General features: G+C 64.5%; 16 protein-coding genes and 1 pseudogene. 6 read left to right on the top strand and 11 right to left on the bottom strand.

Going from position 1 to position 15737, the window contains the following annotated elements; genetic code table 11:
• Positions 1-3 precede the first annotated feature (3 nt).
• Both AB4118_RS10825 and AB4118_RS10820 read right to left on the bottom strand, forming a co-directional pair.
• The gene (locus AB4118_RS10825; protein WP_441489720.1) at positions 4-678 is read right to left on the bottom strand and encodes an RraA family protein; all 675 of its coding nucleotides are present in this window, start codon (positions 676-678) and stop codon (positions 4-6) included.
• A 116-nt stretch (positions 679-794) separates the two neighbouring features.
• Positions 795-2348 carry a phospholipase D family protein gene (locus AB4118_RS10820; protein ID WP_441490032.1) on the bottom strand — a complete coding sequence of 518 codons (1554 nt, stop codon included), beginning with the start codon at positions 2346-2348 and terminating at the stop codon, positions 795-797.
• Positions 2349-2632: 284 nt separating this feature from the next.
• Between AB4118_RS10820 and AB4118_RS10815 the strand changes: the two genes are divergently transcribed.
• The 3 genes from AB4118_RS10815 to AB4118_RS10805 all read left to right on the top strand — a co-directional run bounded on the left by AB4118_RS10815 (position 2633) and on the right by AB4118_RS10805 (position 4746).
• Positions 2633-3490, top strand: a complete 858-nt coding sequence (locus AB4118_RS10815; RefSeq protein ID WP_441489719.1) for an endonuclease/exonuclease/phosphatase family protein — start codon at positions 2633-2635, stop codon at positions 3488-3490.
• Positions 3491-3705: 215 nt separating this feature from the next.
• Positions 3706-4341, top strand: a complete 636-nt coding sequence (locus AB4118_RS10810; RefSeq protein ID WP_441489718.1) for a pyridoxamine 5'-phosphate oxidase family protein — start codon at positions 3706-3708, stop codon at positions 4339-4341.
• Positions 4342-4365: 24 nt separating this feature from the next.
• Positions 4366-4746 carry an SH3 domain-containing protein gene (locus AB4118_RS10805; RefSeq protein WP_441489717.1) on the top strand — a complete coding sequence of 127 codons (381 nt, stop codon included), beginning with the start codon at positions 4366-4368 and terminating at the stop codon, positions 4744-4746.
• 176 nt (positions 4747-4922) lie between these two features.
• Here the strand turns inward: AB4118_RS10805 and AB4118_RS10800 are convergent, their stop codons facing one another.
• The 3 genes from AB4118_RS10800 to AB4118_RS10790 form a co-directional block, all read right to left on the bottom strand.
• On the bottom strand, positions 4923-5612 hold the full coding sequence (locus tag AB4118_RS10800; protein ID WP_441489716.1) for an isochorismatase family protein: 690 nt from the start codon (positions 5610-5612) through the stop codon (positions 4923-4925).
• A 43-nt stretch (positions 5613-5655) separates the two neighbouring features.
• The gene (ycaC, locus tag AB4118_RS10795) at positions 5656-6282 is read right to left on the bottom strand and encodes an isochorismate family cysteine hydrolase YcaC (protein ID WP_441489715.1); all 627 of its coding nucleotides are present in this window, start codon (positions 6280-6282) and stop codon (positions 5656-5658) included.
• A 96-nt stretch (positions 6283-6378) separates the two neighbouring features.
• On the bottom strand, positions 6379-7260 hold the full coding sequence (locus AB4118_RS10790; protein WP_441489714.1) for a pirin family protein: 882 nt from the start codon (positions 7258-7260) through the stop codon (positions 6379-6381).
• A gap of 125 nt (positions 7261-7385) precedes the next feature.
• Between AB4118_RS10790 and AB4118_RS10785 the strand changes: the two genes are divergently transcribed.
• Entirely contained in the window at positions 7386-8324 is a 939-nt protein-coding gene (locus AB4118_RS10785) for a LysR family transcriptional regulator (RefSeq protein ID WP_441489713.1), read from the top strand.
• 370 nt (positions 8325-8694) lie between these two features.
• Here the strand turns inward: AB4118_RS10785 and AB4118_RS10780 are convergent.
• Positions 8695-8928: pseudogene (locus AB4118_RS10780) on the bottom strand (ceramidase domain-containing protein); the annotation flags it as partial.
• A 518-nt stretch (positions 8929-9446) separates the two neighbouring features.
• Here AB4118_RS10780 and AB4118_RS10775 point away from each other — a divergent pair.
• Positions 9447-9599: a DUF1127 domain-containing protein gene (locus AB4118_RS10775; RefSeq protein WP_113515780.1), complete on the top strand. Its 153-nt coding sequence runs from the start codon at positions 9447-9449 to the stop codon at positions 9597-9599.
• A 170-nt stretch (positions 9600-9769) separates the two neighbouring features.
• The gene (trmFO, locus tag AB4118_RS10770) at positions 9770-11182 is read left to right on the top strand and encodes a methylenetetrahydrofolate--tRNA-(uracil(54)-C(5))-methyltransferase (FADH(2)-oxidizing) TrmFO (protein ID WP_441489712.1); all 1413 of its coding nucleotides are present in this window, start codon (positions 9770-9772) and stop codon (positions 11180-11182) included.
• Positions 11183-11328: 146 nt separating this feature from the next.
• On the opposite strand, the gene AB4118_RS10765 is transcribed toward trmFO, so the two are convergent.
• The 5 genes from AB4118_RS10765 to yajC all read right to left on the bottom strand — a co-directional run bounded on the left by AB4118_RS10765 (position 11329) and on the right by yajC (position 15659).
• A complete protein-coding gene (locus AB4118_RS10765; protein WP_441489711.1) occupies positions 11329-12222 on the bottom strand; it encodes a phytoene/squalene synthase family protein in 894 nt (297 codons plus the stop codon).
• A gap of 116 nt (positions 12223-12338) precedes the next feature.
• Positions 12339-12716, bottom strand: coding sequence for an Mth938-like domain-containing protein (locus AB4118_RS10760; RefSeq protein ID WP_441489710.1), 378 nt, complete (start codon positions 12714-12716; stop codon positions 12339-12341).
• 20 nt (positions 12717-12736) lie between these two features.
• Positions 12737-13690 carry a protein translocase subunit SecF gene (gene secF / locus AB4118_RS10755; RefSeq protein ID WP_441489709.1) on the bottom strand — a complete coding sequence of 318 codons (954 nt, stop codon included), beginning with the start codon at positions 13688-13690 and terminating at the stop codon, positions 12737-12739.
• A 28-nt stretch (positions 13691-13718) separates the two neighbouring features.
• The gene (gene secD / locus AB4118_RS10750; protein ID WP_441489708.1) at positions 13719-15329 is read right to left on the bottom strand and encodes a protein translocase subunit SecD; all 1611 of its coding nucleotides are present in this window, start codon (positions 15327-15329) and stop codon (positions 13719-13721) included.
• A gap of 54 nt (positions 15330-15383) precedes the next feature.
• Positions 15384-15659 (bottom strand): preprotein translocase subunit YajC, encoded by a 276-nt coding sequence (yajC, locus tag AB4118_RS10745; protein ID WP_441490031.1) that lies wholly within the window; start codon positions 15657-15659, stop codon positions 15384-15386.
• Positions 15660-15737 lie beyond the last annotated feature (78 nt).

The raw sequence follows: 15737 nt of genomic DNA, 5'->3' as shown, positions 1-15737 counted from the left end.
CCGCTAGAGCACACCGTGCCGTTCGAAAACCGAGCGCAAGCTCGCGCCGGCGAGAAGCTCCTCGCGCGTCGTGTCCTCTGCCTCGATCTTGGCAAGGGCGAGCTTCACCACCTCCTCGGCAATGCGCTGAGGCACGACCACCACGCCATCGGCATCACCGAAGATGAAGTCACCCGGCTCAACCCTTGCTCCGCCGACTTCGACGGCCTCGTCGACCGCCATCATCTCAGCCCGCCCCCTGGTGTCGAGCGGGCCGATGCCGCCATGGAAGAGCGGGAAGCCGAGCTCGCGGATGCGGCGCACGTCGCGAACCAGCCCGTCGGTCAGGCAGCCGGCGGCGCCGCGCACCATCGAGGCCGTGGTCAGGAGCTCGCCCCAGGGCGCGATCCGGTCGGTCGGCCCGTCGCAGGCCAGCACGGCAATCTCGCCGGGTTTCAGGCTGTCGATCAGATCCATCTCGAGCGCGTAGGGATTATGGCCCTCGGCAAGGTGATAGCGCTTCATGTAGAGCCCCGTCCGGGCGAAGCCGCAGAGCATCGTCGCGTCGTCGAGTGGCCGCACGAACGGTTTCACCGCCTGGTTGGGAAAGCCGAGCTGATCGAGCACGTCGGAAAGGACAGCGGAGTACAGCCTGCCCTTCAAGGTTTCCAGGTCAGGCAGGACGGTCAAGGCTGACATCGCGATCTCCTCATGCGGTGCCAGCTTCCGTCCGCCATTCCGGAGCGTCAAGCCGCTCGGAGTTCTGCTCGTGGAACAGGGCGGATTCCATTCGACAGAAAATCGCTCTGGCGGATCTATAGCTGCGACTGGATCGGCAAGAGGCCGACGATGAACGCCAGCGCGCGGCGGGACGGGCTTGCATCCGGCTCATGTCCGAGACGCCGCGGCTTGCCGTCGCGCATGCCGTTCCAGTGCAGGCCGCCATCCTCGAGCGAGAGCTCGTAACTGACTTCAGGCGCCGTATCAGCCCTGAAGAGCTGCCGCATCTCGGCCACCAGTGCGGGTTGTTCGAACAGCACCCCCATCTCGGTGTTCAGCGAGGCCGAGCGCGGGTCGAAATTGAACGAGCCGATGAAGCCGGTCTTCCGATCGACCGTGAATGCCTTTGTGTGGAGGCTGGCGCCGCTCGAGCCGAATACGGAGATCTGCTGCCGGCTCGCATAGCGCTGCAGCTCGTAGAGACGCACGCCTCCCTTCAACAGACGCTCGCGGTACTGGGCATAGGCCCCGTGGACTGCAGCGACATCCGTCGCCGCCAGCGAGTTGGTCAGGATCGCGACATCGACCCCCCTTGCGACCAGACCGCTCAACTGCGCCGTCCCGTCGCTGCCGGGAATGAAATAGGGAGACGTGATCTCGAGCACATCCCGGCTGGCGGCGATGCTGGGCATGAGCGCGCCCAGCAACCAGTTCTCCCGCTTGCCGCCGAAAGCCTTCTCGGGTGGATCCGAAATGATCTTGGCCTCGCGTGCCCAGTGGATCTTCTCGGAGAGATTGAGCGTGTCCGTCAGCGACATGCGCTCGCGGACACGCTCGATATAGGGACGCGCGCGAGCGCTCTTGAGCAGCTTCGCGAGTGCGTTGCGCAAGCGCGCCAGCTTCGGTTGCCGCCAGGTCACCAGGGCATCGATCGGGATCACCACGTCGCTGTTCCAGAAGGCGTCGAAGACAGCTTCCGTCTGCTTCACCGCGGCTCCGACGAGCAGAACGTCGAGGTCTTGGAAGTTGGAGGATTTGGCAGCGGCGAAATATTCATTGCCGATGTTGCGGCCACCGACGATTGCCAGCCGACCATCGCTGATCCAGGCCTTGTTGTGCATCCGCCGCGTCACGGAGACCGCGCGCAGCACCATCTCGATGCCGCGCCGCAAGCCACCGCGCCGAGCCCGGCTCGGATTGAACAGTCTGACCGAGATGTTGGGATGCCCATCGAGCGAGAGATAGGCACCGTCCAGCCCGCGGGTGTTGATGTCGTCGATCAGCAGCCTCACCCGCACGCCACGATCGGCGGCAGCCAACAATTCGTGGGCGAGAAGCAGTCCGGTCAGATCGTTTTTCCAGACATAGTACATAAGGTCGAGGCTGCGCCCGGCACTGCGGGCCGCAACCGCCCTCGCCGCAAAAGCGTCGAGATTTTCAGAGAGCAGCAGGAGGCCGGTTTCGTTCTCGCGCCCGGCGACGAGCTGCGAGAGGATCCTGTCCAGCAGCGTCTCGTCATCGGCGACGGCCAGGGCGCTGGACGGCGGCCCCTTCGCACGCCGGGCGAAATGGCCATAGGAATAGGTTGCGATGGCCGATGCCAGGGCGAGCAGGCCAGCGAATGCAACGATGATCAGGAGCAGGTGCATCATGGTCGAGGAGAGGCCGGGTCGTCGCAGCGAGGAGCCACCAGGGCACTCGCGGCGAAGGTTGGATCCATCTCTCCTCTGCTAGATCTGGACGACAGATGAACGACCGCTTGCCGGACACAGTATCGAGAACAGCCCGGGACAGGTTGAACAGACTGCATTACGAATCGTTCTGTTACAAACAAACCTCTGCCCATCACCCTTCCGCCTAACGCCTCAGGAAACCGTTGTTCATGTTCCGGAAACGTCGGCTCCCGCGGGGGCTCAAATCCCTCGGACCGCTGATGGCCACGGCTTTGCGGCAACAGCGCAAATCCTATTCCAACGGCGATCACCGCGCGAGCCGCGGCAACACGCTGGTCGCCTCCTATAACATCCACAAATGTGTGGGCCGCGACCGGCGTTTCAATCCTTGGCGCACGATGAACGTCATCAAGGAGATCGATGCGGATGTGATCGCGCTGCAGGAAGTCGATCAACGCTTCGGAGAGCGCCTGGGACTGCTCGACCTTCACGCGCTGGAGCGTGAATGCGGGCTCACGGCCGTGCCGCTCCGGGCCACCCGCAACGGGCATGGCTGGCATGGCAATCTGGTGCTGTTCCGAGACGGCGTGGTCGACAGGGTCGAGCAACTCGTGCTGCCGGGTGCCGAGCCTCGCGGCGGCCTGGTCGTCGACCTGACATTGCGCGCCGGTCCGGTACGGATCATTGCCGTGCATCTTGGCCTGCTGCACCGCTCGCGGACGCGCCAGGTCCGGAGCATCCTCGCAGCCTCGGAGCCTCCCGACGGCCGCCCGGTCGTGGTGATGGGCGATTTCAACGAGTGGCGGATCGGCAGGCACTCGTCCCTGCAGGAGCTTCATCCGGATTTTGGACCGCTCGACGGTGCCGTGGCGAGTTTCCCGACGCGCTTTCCGGTCTGGTCGCTCGATCGCATCATCGCCAACCCGCATGATCTGGTTTCGCTCATCGAGGTTCACGACAGCCCTCTCGCCCAGATCGCCTCCGATCATCTGCCGATCAAGGCCGCGCTCAGCCTCGGACAGGCGGCTCGCCCCGAGCGTTCCCCCTCCCCGGGCGTGGTGACGGCTGGCCGGATAGAGCACGCCGCCCAGAGGCCGGGCGTGAAGAGCCCCGTTTGAAGAACGGCTCCGGGGGCTCGCCCGTGACGCCCCGCCCCCTGGACTGAGCAACCATCATCAGCAAGAATCGCCTGTATCGCTGGGTAAGCACCCCCGCCATGCATCCGGGCGCGCCGCCTGCGGTGGCATCATCCGACATCTGACGCTAGCTTGCACAACAATCGGTCGCTCAGCCCGTCACGCGGTTGGCACCATGCAAGGGGCGAGAGGACTTCATGACTGCGACAGCCACCGAGCCGGCAGCGTTGATCGAGGATGCGGTTGAACTGCGGACGCATATCGGCCCGGTCAACCCGATCGCCGACAGCAAGGTGCTGAAGCATCTTGATCAGTTCTGCTGCGACTTTATCGCGCTCTCGCCCTTCCTTGTCATCGCCAGCGGTGACGGTGCAGGTGGTGCCGATGCCAGCCCGCGCGGCGATGCACCCGGCTTCGTCAGGGTCCTCGACGACAGGACATTGCTCATCCCGGACCGGCGTGGCAACAACCGGGTCGACACCTTTGGCAACATCCTCGCGTCGCCCGGCATCGGCCTGATCTTCATGGTACCCGGCATCAACGAGACGCTGCGGGTGAACGGCCGTGCCAGAGTCACACGCGAGCAGGGTCTGCTGGAACCCTCGACCGTCCAGGAACGCACCCCCGTCACCGGCATGCTGGTCGAGATCGACGAAGCCTATTTCCATTGCGGCAAGGCGTTGATCCGTTCGAAGCTCTGGGACCCCGCGACGCAGGTTCCGCGGCACAGCTTCCCTTCGCTCGGCCGCATCGTGGCTGAACAGACCAAGGCGATCGGAGTGGCGGAAGCCGAAGCGAATCTCGCGGAGGGTTACAAATCGCGACTTTATTAGAGTTCAAGCGGCGGGAGCTGCGGGATGCTTAGGGACAGGCGCCGCTTGATCGTCAAAGCTCGCTCGGCCCTGTTCGCCGGCCTGGTCGGGATCTGCTCGCCTGTCATTCCGGCGAGGTCTAAAGTCGCTGGCCCAGATTTCTGGGCCGTCACCGGCGTTGCCGGACATGATGTCCTCGCCCTGCGCGCAGCGCCGAAGCCGTCAGCCGCCAGAACGGGGGTGGTTCCGTCCGACGGCCGACGGCTGCAGAATCTTGGCTGCACCGGCGTGCCATCTCTGGCGGAATGGCAGCGAATGAGCCCGAAGCAGCAACGGGTGGCTCGGGCCGGGCGATGGTGCAAAGTCCGCTACAACGGCCGCACGGGTTGGGTCCGGGGGAAATTTCTGCGCGAGGACGGCGGTTAAGGCAGCGGCCGGGGCTTGCGGTTTTCGGGAAAGCCGCCGCAAACACAGAAAGTTAGATCATCGGACCGGATACGAGATCCGGCCCGATGATTGGGACCGCTCGGCCACCGCCTTGAATGAAGCGGCCGAAGCTGCCGGGCGGGCGCCAGGGGGCACACCACCCGGCGTAGCCGACGTCAGCTGCGCTGCGAGTCGAGCTGCTCCTGGTTCTTCTCGACCTCCTGCGCCTTCATGTAGCTCTCGATCAGGAGTTGATAGGGCGGGAAGATCCTCGTGTAGACCTCCGCCCATTGCTGGGCGTCGTCGCGATGCCAGGTCTTTTGGAGCTCCGAGGCAACGGCCGCCGTGTCCATCGGCACGACCCCGGCCTGGACGACACGAGCAAGCGTGATCTCCTGCGCCATCTTCGAATAGGTGCCGGACGCGTCGATGACCGCGAAGACCTTGTAGCCATCGGCAACCGCGCTGATGCTCGGGAAGGCCATGCAGACGCTGGTAATGGTGCCGGCGATGATGAGCGTCTTGCGCCCGGTCGCTTTCACCGCAGCGACGAAGTCCGGATTGTCCCAGGCATTGATCTCGCCGCGACGCGCCACATAGGTCGCATGCGGAGCGTTCTGGTGGATCTCCGGAATCAGCGGACCATTCGGCCCCTGCGGCACCGAGGCCGTGGTGATCACCGGCATCTTGCTCAGCGTTGCCATCCTGGCCAGCGCAGCGGCATGGGCGCGCAGCGTCGTCATCGGCATGTCCGCGACGGTCTGGAACAACCCGCTCTGATGGTCGATCAGCAGCATCACGGCATCGTCGGGATCGATGACCGGCCGCTGGCCGTTGAAGTTCGCGATATTCGCAAAGGTGCTCATGGCTATCCTCATGTGATCTGGATTGATGCGGTTGCGAAGCCGGTCACTTCGACGCCTTCACCGCGCTGTAGCTGGAAATCAGATTGCGATAGTCGGGGATGTGGTTGGAGAAGAGCGCCCCCAGGCCTTCGACATCGTTGCGCCAGTCGCGATGCAGCTCGCAGGCGACACCGAACCAGGTCATCAGCTGCGCCCCGGCTTCCGACATGCGATCCCAGGCCGAGTGCCGGGTGATCTCGTTGAAAGTGCCCGAGGCGTCGGTCACAACGAAGACCTCGTAGCCCTCGGCCAACGCCGAGAGCGCCGGAAATGCCACGCAGACCTCGGTCACCACGCCCGCAATGATCAGTTGCTTGCGCCCGGTCGCCTTGACCGCCTTCACGAAATCCTCGTTGTCCCAGGCGTTGATCTGGCCCGGGCGCGGGATAAAGGGGGCCGAGGGGAAGATCTCCTTCAGCTCCGGAACCAGAGGTCCGTTCGGCCCATCCTCGAAGCTCGTCGTCAGGATGGTGGGCAGCTTGAAGTATTTGGCGAGGTCGGCGAGCGCCAGGACATTGTTCTTGAACTGATCGGGGCCGATATCGCGAACGAGCGACAGCAGGCCGGCCTGATGGTCGACAAGCAACACCGCAGCATTGTCCTTGTCCAGGCGCGTATAGGGCTTGGTCATTGTCATGATCCTTGCTGGTCTTGTGGTTCCGCTATTGGGGCGGCGATGGCGCCGCCCCTCCAGGGCCCCGGCGCGGACATCCGGAGCCTCCTGTCCTCAGCGCCCGTCCGCCGCCTGCGGGATGGCGCCGAACCGGCCGCTCTGGAAATCGATCATCGCCTGACGGATCTCCTCGGCCGTGTTCATGACGAAGGGGCCATGCATGACGACCGGCTCGACGATCGGCGCGCCGCTGACGATCAGCACCGCGGCATCGCTGTCGGCCTCCAGGGTCACCTCGCCACCCAGACGGTCGAACAGGATGAACTGTGCTTCCCGCGCCTTGTCCGCGCCATTGATCAGGATGTTGCCGCGCAGGACGACGACGCCGAGGGTGTGGCCTTCCGGAAGGACGAGCGAAGTTGCCCCGTCACGCAGCAGCTGCAGGTCCCAGATATTCATGGGCGTGAACGTATGCGCCGGCCCGACATGTCCCTGGTAATTGCCCGCGATCACCCTGAGCGTACCCGCCCCATCGGGCAGCTTGACTGCAGGGATCTCCTTGTCGAGCAGCGTCTGGTAGCCGGGAGCTGCGCTCTTGTCCTTGGCCGGTAGGTTGACCCAGAGCTGAACCATCTCGAGCGTGCCACCCTTGCGGGTGAAGGCTTCCGAGTGGAACTCCTCATGCAGGATTCCTGACGCAGCCGTCATCCACTGCACGTCGCCAGGGCCAATCAGACCGCCCTTGCCGGTTGAATCGCGATGCTCGACCTCCCCCTGATAGACGATGGTCACCGTCTCGAAGCCCCGATGCGGGTGCGTGCCGACACCACGGGGCTGAGCGGCCGGCGCGAACTGTGCCGGCCCGGCATAGTCGAGCAGCAGGAACGGACTGACATGCTCGCCCTGACCGGCATGCGAGAACATCGAGCGGACGGGAAAGCCATCCCCGATCCAATGGGGATGCGGGCTGCTGAAGACCCCGAGAACCTTTCTCATTGCGTTTCTCCTTGGGAGCGTTGCAAAGGCGTTGCGTTGGCCAGGAGAATAGAAATGAGACAAAATGGCCGGTAGACGGCATTATCTCGCCACTGTGTCCTATCAGAAGGACAATGGAGCATCCGATGCAGGACCTGAACGATCTCTATTTCTTCGCTCAGGTCGTCGACCATCAGGGTTTCGCTGCGGCAGCCCGAGCGCTGGGAATGCCGCGTTCGCGGCTGAGCCGCCGGCTGGCGCTGCTTGAGGAGCGACTGGGCGTGCGTCTCGTGCAGCGCTCGACGCGGCGCTTCGCCGTCACCGAGATCGGCCGCGAGTATTATCGCCATTGCGTCGCGATGCTGGTCGAGGTCGACGCCGGCCAGGAAGCGATCGAGCGGGCCCGGGCCGCACCCCAGGGCATCGTGCGCGTCGCCTGCCCGTCAGCCGTGCTCTATTTCCAGATCGGCGGCATGGTCGCCCGCTTCCTTGCCGCCTGGTCCAAGGTCGAGGTGCAACTGGAAAGCACCAATCGGCGCGTCGACGTCATTCGCGAAGGCTTCGACATCGCCATCCGGGTTCGTTTCCCCCCACTGGAGGAAAGCGAGCTGGTGATGAAGGTTCTGGCCGAGAGCACCCAGCGGCTGGTCGCCGCGCCCCGCGTGCTGAAAGACCTCGCACGGCCTCTTGTTCCCGCCGACCTCAGCGCATTGCCCAGCCTGTCCTGGGGAGATCCGCATCAGGAGCATGAATGGCGCCTCAGCGGGCCCGGCGGCGCCACGGCGATCATCCGCCACACCCCTCGGCTGGTCACGGAGGACATGGTCGCGCTGCGGCTTGCCGCGCTCGAGGGCGTTGGCGTCGTCCAACTCCCGACCATGGTGGTCCAGGACGACCTGCAAGCGGGAACGTTGGTCGAGGTCCTGCCGCACTGGACGCCGCGGGCCGGCATCATCCACGCCGTTTTTCCGTCGCGACGTGGTCTCCTGCCATCCGTCCGTGCCTTGCTTGATGTCCTGGCCGCCGAATACGCGGTGCTTGACCGGGCTGAGAAGGAGGCCTTCGCCGTCGCGGGCGGGCTGTGATCCCGCAATGCCCGGATCGCATCAATTCGCCGAGGGTCGATCGATCGCCGCACGCAGCAACAAATAGAGCACCAATGCGTTCAGCAGGTGCCAGAGCCAATGCGTGCCGAAGGGGACGCTCTGGCACAGAACCTGGTCCAGCGTGCGCAAAGACCAAACCGGCGAGGCCGAGCAGACGTGCCGCCGCATCGCCCTCACCGCGCATCCGCACCGCGAACGCGACCCCAAACAGCGCCAGCACGAAGGAGGCATATCCGCCGGAGCCGCGCATGCCGGGCGGCAGCAGCGCGCCGAGCCTCGACACGAGCAGGAAGGACGCAAGCAGGAAGACCAGTGTACCGCCGGCCGCGACCGCTGGCCGCGCCCCCATGAAACGGACGAGAGCCAACCCGAAATAGGAGAACGCGAAGAACTGGATCGGAAGCATATCGGCCAGCAGCGTCCAGCGTTGCGGCATGGTGTGGAACAGGAACGAGCCGATACCGATCATGACGACGAGAGCAATCAGCGCGGCAGCTGGCCAGTCGCGCCGACCCGAGCGCCGATAGAGCAGAAGGCCCGCGATCGCGGCCAGGAGGAAGGCGCCATTGCTGAGCGCGTTCATCGGCTCTGCCCAGAAGGCCTGGCTGGCGCGTTCGCAGTAGCCAAAGGACATGATCGCTTGTGACGGCAACAGCAGCTTCTCCAGCGTCAGCCCAGCTTGCCACAGCGCCCCGGCGACGGCGACGCAAGCGCGACATTGCGGCGCAACATAAACCTTGACGCAAGAGCGTGACGACCGCGGAGAACCGGCCCGTGCTGGGCTTTTCCGTTTCGAGTCAGGCGCGCATGGCAAAACACTGCATATCGCCCAATTGCGCGCCACACCGGAATCGACCCCTCGATGGCGAACCGAAACGGCCTACAATTTAGGCACTCGACGGTGCTTGGTTAATAGTTTCCTACGCAACAGACGCGGGGCGTGGCAAAAATGTAAAGGGCTGGTTAAATCGCCATGCGCAAATCGCATAACGGAACTGATATCCTGCCCCTCCAATTAGCAGCCAGCCTCCCTTATATGCAGTGCACAACGAATTCATCGTTGTCGGGCCAGAAATGACCCGGCACCCAGGAGCCAAACCAATGTTCGTCACCATGATTGCTGCTAAAATCCGCGCCTATCTTCGCTATCGCGAAACCGTCCGTGAACTCTCGCGTCTGACCGACCGTGAGCTGGACGATCTCGGCCTGTCCCGCTCGGAAATCCAGTACGTCGCCCGTTCGCACGCTGCCTGATTACTGTCCGCGCCTACCGAGATCATAGTTTCTCCTGGACCTGCGTCCTCCCCGCGGTCCGGTCGAAGAGCGAATGCCCGCCTCCTCCCAGGCGGGCATTTTGCGTTTCAGGGCTGCGTCACTGACGCCTCTCTCTTGACCTTCGGCCCGCCTGCGGACACATCGCAGGCATGAGCACGAAACCAGTCCATGTCATCGGCGGCGGCCTCGCCGGTTCTGAAGCCACCTGGCAGATCGCGGAAGCCGGAGTCCCGGTCGTCCTGCACGAGATGCGCCCTGTTCGCGGCACCGACGCGCACAAGACCGAGGGGTTGGCGGAGCTCGTCTGCTCCAACTCCTTCCGCTCGGACGATTCCTCGTCCAACGCCGTCGGCCAATTGCATTGGGAGATGCGCCGGCTCAGCTCGCTGATCATGGCCAAGGGCGATGCCCATCAGGTCCCGGCCGGCGGAGCCCTCGCGGTCGACCGCGACGGCTTCTCGCAGGCGGTCACCGCCGCATTGGAAGCCCACCCGCTCGTCACCATCGAACGTGGCGAGATCGCCGGTCTGCCACCGGCAGACTGGGACAATGTCATCATCGCGACCGGCCCCCTCACCTCGCCGGCGCTCGCTGACGGGATCAAGTCCCTGACCGGCGAGACCGAACTCGCCTTCTTCGACGCCATCGCCCCGATCGTCCATTTCGACTCGGTCGACATGAACCAGGCCTGGTTCCAGTCGCGCTACGACAAGGCCGGCCCCGGCGGCACCGGCGCCGACTACATCAACTGCCCGCTCGACCGCGACCAGTACGAGGCCTTCATCGACGCGCTGCTGGCGGCCGAGAAGACCGAGTTCAAGGAATGGGAGGGCACGCCCTATTTCGATGGCTGCCTGCCGATCGAGGTCATGGCCGAGCGCGGGCGCGAGACGCTGCGCTGGGGGCCCATGAAACCGGTCGGCCTGACCAACAAGCACAACCCGACAGTGAAGGCCTATGCGGTCGTGCAGCTGCGCCAGGACAATGCGCTCGGCACACTGTTCAACATGACAGGCTTCCAGACCAAGCTGAAATACGGCGAGCAGGCTGCCATCTTCCGGATGATCCCCGGGCTGCAGAATGCCGAATTTGCTCGCCTGGGCGGCATCCACCGCAACACGTATCTCAACTCGCCGAAGCTGCTCTCTCCGTCCCTGCAGCTCAAGGCCGATACGCGCCTTCGCTTCGCCGGACAGATCACCGGCTGCGAAGGCTATGTCGAGAGCGCCGCCATTGGCCTGCTGACCGGACGCATGGCCGCGGCCGAGCGGCTCGGACGCCCGCTCGAACTGCCCCCTGCGACGACGGCGCTTGGCGCATTGGTCAACCACATCACCGGCGGGCACATCGTCACCATCGACGAGGGGCCGCGCTCCTTCCAGCCGATGAACATCAATTTCGGCCTGTTCCCGCATATCGAGGACGCACCCAAGACGGGACCGGACGGCAAGCGCCTGAAGGGCCCTGCCAAGAGCGTGGCCCGCAAGCAGGCGCTGACGGCACGCGCGAAGGAGCATCTCGATATGTGGGCGGGCGCCGCTGCGGCTGAGGCGGCAGAGTAGAGAGCCTTCGGCGTGGGGTAATCCATTCCAACCTTCTCCTTCCGGGAGAGGGTTTTTTCTCGGCCGACGCGGCGTCCTGCGAATTATTGCTTCGGCCCGAAACGTGGATTGCGGCTTTCGGGAACGCCGATGCAAACGCGCGCGATCTAACCCCGCATTGCCTTTCGGGCTGCGCGCCAGAGAATCCATTGCCGCTGCCAGGCTGGTAGCGTGATGATGCTCCGGAACGGATCGTAGCCGTTGCGCTCCATCTTCCTCAGATAGGTTTCGACCAGCGCGACCGGCAGGAAGGCCGGAACGAGCGTAGGCGGAATAGTCTCGCGCAGCTCCCGCAGCTTGGCGAGGTGCTTGCGCGCGATCGCCCGGAGTTCCTTCAGGCTATAGAGCACGCCGGGCCCGCCGCGCCCCCGCACGATGTCGTCGCGGATTACACCGTTTTGGGCGAGAATCTCCGCCGGCACGTAGACCTGGCCAGCCGCCGCATGCCAGGGGAAAGCGCGCAACAATCCGGTCAGCGCATAGGCGACGCCGGCATGGCCGCAAGCCGCCGCGCCACCCGGATCACGCCCCTCGGCCAGGATGATCGACGCAAGCCGGAAGAGCGCACTTGCCGTTTCTCCGGCATAGCCCTCGAGATCGCCGAGAGAGGGCATCGGATCGTCATAGAGATCGAAGATGCGCGCCTCGATCAGCCCGGTCAGCGGCGCGATCGGCAGGCGGTAATGCAGAATGGTGTCGAGCAACGCGGCGGCAACAGGATGCGAATGCACCTCGCCCTTGGCGTCACCCTCCAGCAGGTCGCGCCACCATTGCAGCCTGACCTCGCCGGGCAGCGGCTCGCTCACCGCGGCGCGAACCCTCGCGATCTCGTGGCTGAAGGCATAGAGCGCGAAAAGACCGGGCCGCACGGCCTCCGGCGCGTACAGACTGGCGATATAGCGATCGTGATCGGCCTCGCGCACCAGTGCGGCACAATGAGCATAAGCCTCCGGCAGGGCCTCGGGCAGCGTCTCGCGGCGATCGTCAGTTCTGGTCGTCATGCGGATCGTCCCGCCCAGGCAGTCGCCTCACAGGCGCGGCCTTGGATCAAGTGTCAGTCTAGGCCAGGCAAGGCCGGGCTGGCTACGCCCCACGAGCATGATCGCCGCGCGCCCTGCTACTCAACCGCGATCAGCGCCGCCGCTACACGCCGGTCTTCGCCGACGAGAACATTGTAGGTCCGCGCCGCAGCCCCCGTCGCCATACCCTCGATGGTGATGCCGGCCGCGCGAAAGCGCTCGCGCAAGGCTGCGGGCACGAAGGCGATGTCGTGTCCGGCGCCGATCAGCAGGAAGTCGATCGTATCGGCAGCATCGAGAACGGGCTGGAGGCTCTCGATCGTCACCTCCGCGAAAGACGAGACCGGCCAGATATGGACTCCAGCCGGCAAGGCCAGGATCGAGCCGCGATGGCTCATATCGGCAAACCGGAACCCGCCCGCTCCGAAGGCATCGATCTGATGCCGCCCGGGAACGAAACCTTCAAAGCGTGGCATGATCAGGGCGCTCCGCCCGCTCAGCTCGCCTTCGGCTTGGCTCCGGCCGGAACCTTCTCTTCGACATCCGCATCAAGGCGCCCGGCGCGCACATCGAGATAGAGCAGCACGGGTGTCGAGATGAACATCGCCGAATAGGTGCAGACCACCACGCCGAAGAGCATGACGAGCGCAAAGCCTTCAATCGCCGTGCCGCCGAAGAGCACCAGCGCGATGAGCGAGAGAACGGTCGTCGTGGCGGTCATTGCGGTGCGCGACAGCGTCGAGTTGACCGAGAGGTCGAGCAGTTCCTGGACCGGCATGGTCTTGTAGCGGCGCAGCAATTCGCGCGTGCGGTCGAACACCACCACGGTCTCGTTCAGCGAGTACCCGACGATCGTCAGAATCGCCGCGATCGAGGTCAGGTTGAATTCGAGCTGCGTGATCAGGAAGAAGCCGACGGTCAGCACGATATCGTGCAGGGTGCCGACGATCGCGCCGATCGCAAGCTGCATCTCGAAGCGGAACCAGAGATAGATCAGCACGCCGACAATGGCGAGCACGACGCCGAGCGTACCGGCCTGGACTAGCTCGCCCGACACGCGCGGACCGACGGTCTCGACCCGACGGAAATCATGCGTACCCGCGAAAGCCTCGCGTGCCTTCGCGACCACGGCCTGCTGGGCCGTTTCGCCGCCGGGCTGCAGCGCAAAGCGCATCGAGATGTCGCCGGCGCTGCCGAATTCCTGGACCTCGACTTCGCCGAAGCCGAAACCATTGGCCGTATGGCGGACCGAGGCGATCTCGGCCTTGCCGGCCTTGGACTGCATCTCGATCAGCGTACCGCCGCGGAAGTCGATGCCGAAATTCAGCCCCACCGTGAGGAAGAGCACCAGGACGAGAATCGAATAGGCCGCCGAGAACGGATAGCTGAAGCGCCGGAAGCGGACGATCTTGAAACGGGTATTGTCGGGAACGATGCGAAGCAGACGCATGCGCGTATCTCCTGTCGGGTCGGCAGCGTCAGAACGGAAGGGCCTTGGGCCGAGCCCAGCGATACCACAGCGCGATCAGCATCCTGGTCAGCGTCACGGCCGTGATCACGGTCGTCAGAATGCCCAGGATGAAGACCACGGCGAAACCGCGCACCGGTCCCGAACCCAGTGAGAACAGCGCAACCGCTGCGATCAGCATGGTGACGTTCGAGTCGATGATCGTCGCAAAGGCTCGTTGGAACCCAGCTTCGAGCGCCGAGACCAATGAGCGGCCCATATGCGATTCCTCGCGCATTCGCTCATAGATCAGCACGTTGGAATCGACCGCCGTGCCAATGGTGAGCACGATGCCGGCGATGCCCGGCAAGGTCATGGTTGCCCCGAGCAACGACATCAGTCCGAAGATCAGGCAGACATGGACGAGCAGCGCCACGCTCGCGATGACCCCGAAGACCCCATAGGTCAGGACCATGTAGAGGATCACGAGCGCGGTCGCGATCAGCGTCGCCATCTTGCCCGCCTGGATCGAGTCCTGACCAAGGCCCGGGCCGACGGTGCGCTCCTCGACGATCGTCATCTTGGCCGGCAGGGCGCCGGCGCGCAGCAGGATCGCCAGGTTGTTCACGGACTCAACCGTGAAATTGCCAGAGATCTGGCCAGAGCCGCCGGTAATCGGCGACTGGATGACCGGGGCCGAGATCACCTTGTTGTCGAGCACGATTGCCAGCGCCCGCCCGAGATTCTCGGTCGTCGCCTGGCCAAAGCGCTGGGCGCCACGGATATTGAAGCGGAAATTGACGATTGGCTGGCTAGTGCGCTGGTCGAAGGCAGGCTGCGCGTCGATCAGGTCTTCGCCCTCCACGATGACCTGACGGCTCACCGGCACAAGCTGACCGCCGGCGTCCTGCGAGGGCAGCAGGTCGACATCACCGCTGTTCTGGTCGGCGACCATGCGGAACTGCAGTTTGGCGGTGTCGCCAAGGATGTGCTTCAGCCGTTGCGGGTCCTGCAGGCCCGGTACCTGGACAAGAATGCGATCAAGTCCCTGGCGCTGGATATTTGGTTCGGTGGTGCCGAGCGCGTCGACGCGTCGGCGTAACACTTCCATGGCCTGCTCGACGGCACGACGCACGCGCTCATTGGCCCCCGCCTCTGTCAGCTGGAGCTGAACGAGGCCGTCAGGCTGCTCGGAGACCTCGATCGACTGGGTGCCCGAAGGACCGAAGGCGCCGAGCGTACCGACCGGTTGCGCCAGCTCGCGAAGCTTCGGCATCAGCTTGGCACGGTCGCTTGCCTCCGGCACACGCACCTGCACGCCACGCGCGGTCAGGCCGATACCGCCCTGAAAGGCGATGCGCTCCTCGCGCAGGATGCGCCGCATATCGTCGCGAAGCTGCGTCACCTGCGTCTTGATCAGGTCCGCCCTGTCGATTTCAAGCAGAACATGCGAGCCGCCCTGCAGATCGAGGCCAAGCGTCACGGCATGGATCGGCAGCAGGAACCGCGGAATCCAGGACGGGGCGCCCTGCTCGATCGCCTTTCGGGTCTCGGGCGAAAACAGGTTCGGCAAAGCCAGCCCGCAACCGAAGAGCAGGACGAGGAGAACCGCGATGACCTTGCGGGCCTGGAAACGAAGCATCTGCGTGAACAGCCTTGTTGTCGCGCGCCGACCCCGTCAGGGCCGGGACGCCATTCAGCTCTTGACCGGCTCGCTCTTGGAGCGGACGTCCTGGATCATGCCCTTGACCAGCCGGACGCGAACGCCATCGGCAATCTCGGCCTCGATCTCGCCGTCGTCGATCACCTTCGAGACCTTGGCCACGATACCGCCCGAGGTCACGACCGTGTCACCACGCCGCACGTTCTTGATCATTTCCTGATGCGTCTTCACCCGCTTCTGCTGCGGGCGGATGATCAGGAACCACATGATCACGAAGATCAGCACGAACGGAACGAAGCTCATCAGCATTTCGGGCGTTCCGCCGCCGATACCTTGGGCAAATGCAGGGGTAATCACAAAAAGGCTCCTTCACAGCGGCGGCGCGGG

The organism is Allobosea sp. 2RAB26, from assembly GCF_052115465.1.
Lineage (GTDB): Bacteria > Pseudomonadota > Alphaproteobacteria > Rhizobiales > Beijerinckiaceae > Allobosea.
This window is presented reverse-complemented; position numbering and strand designations above follow the sequence as displayed.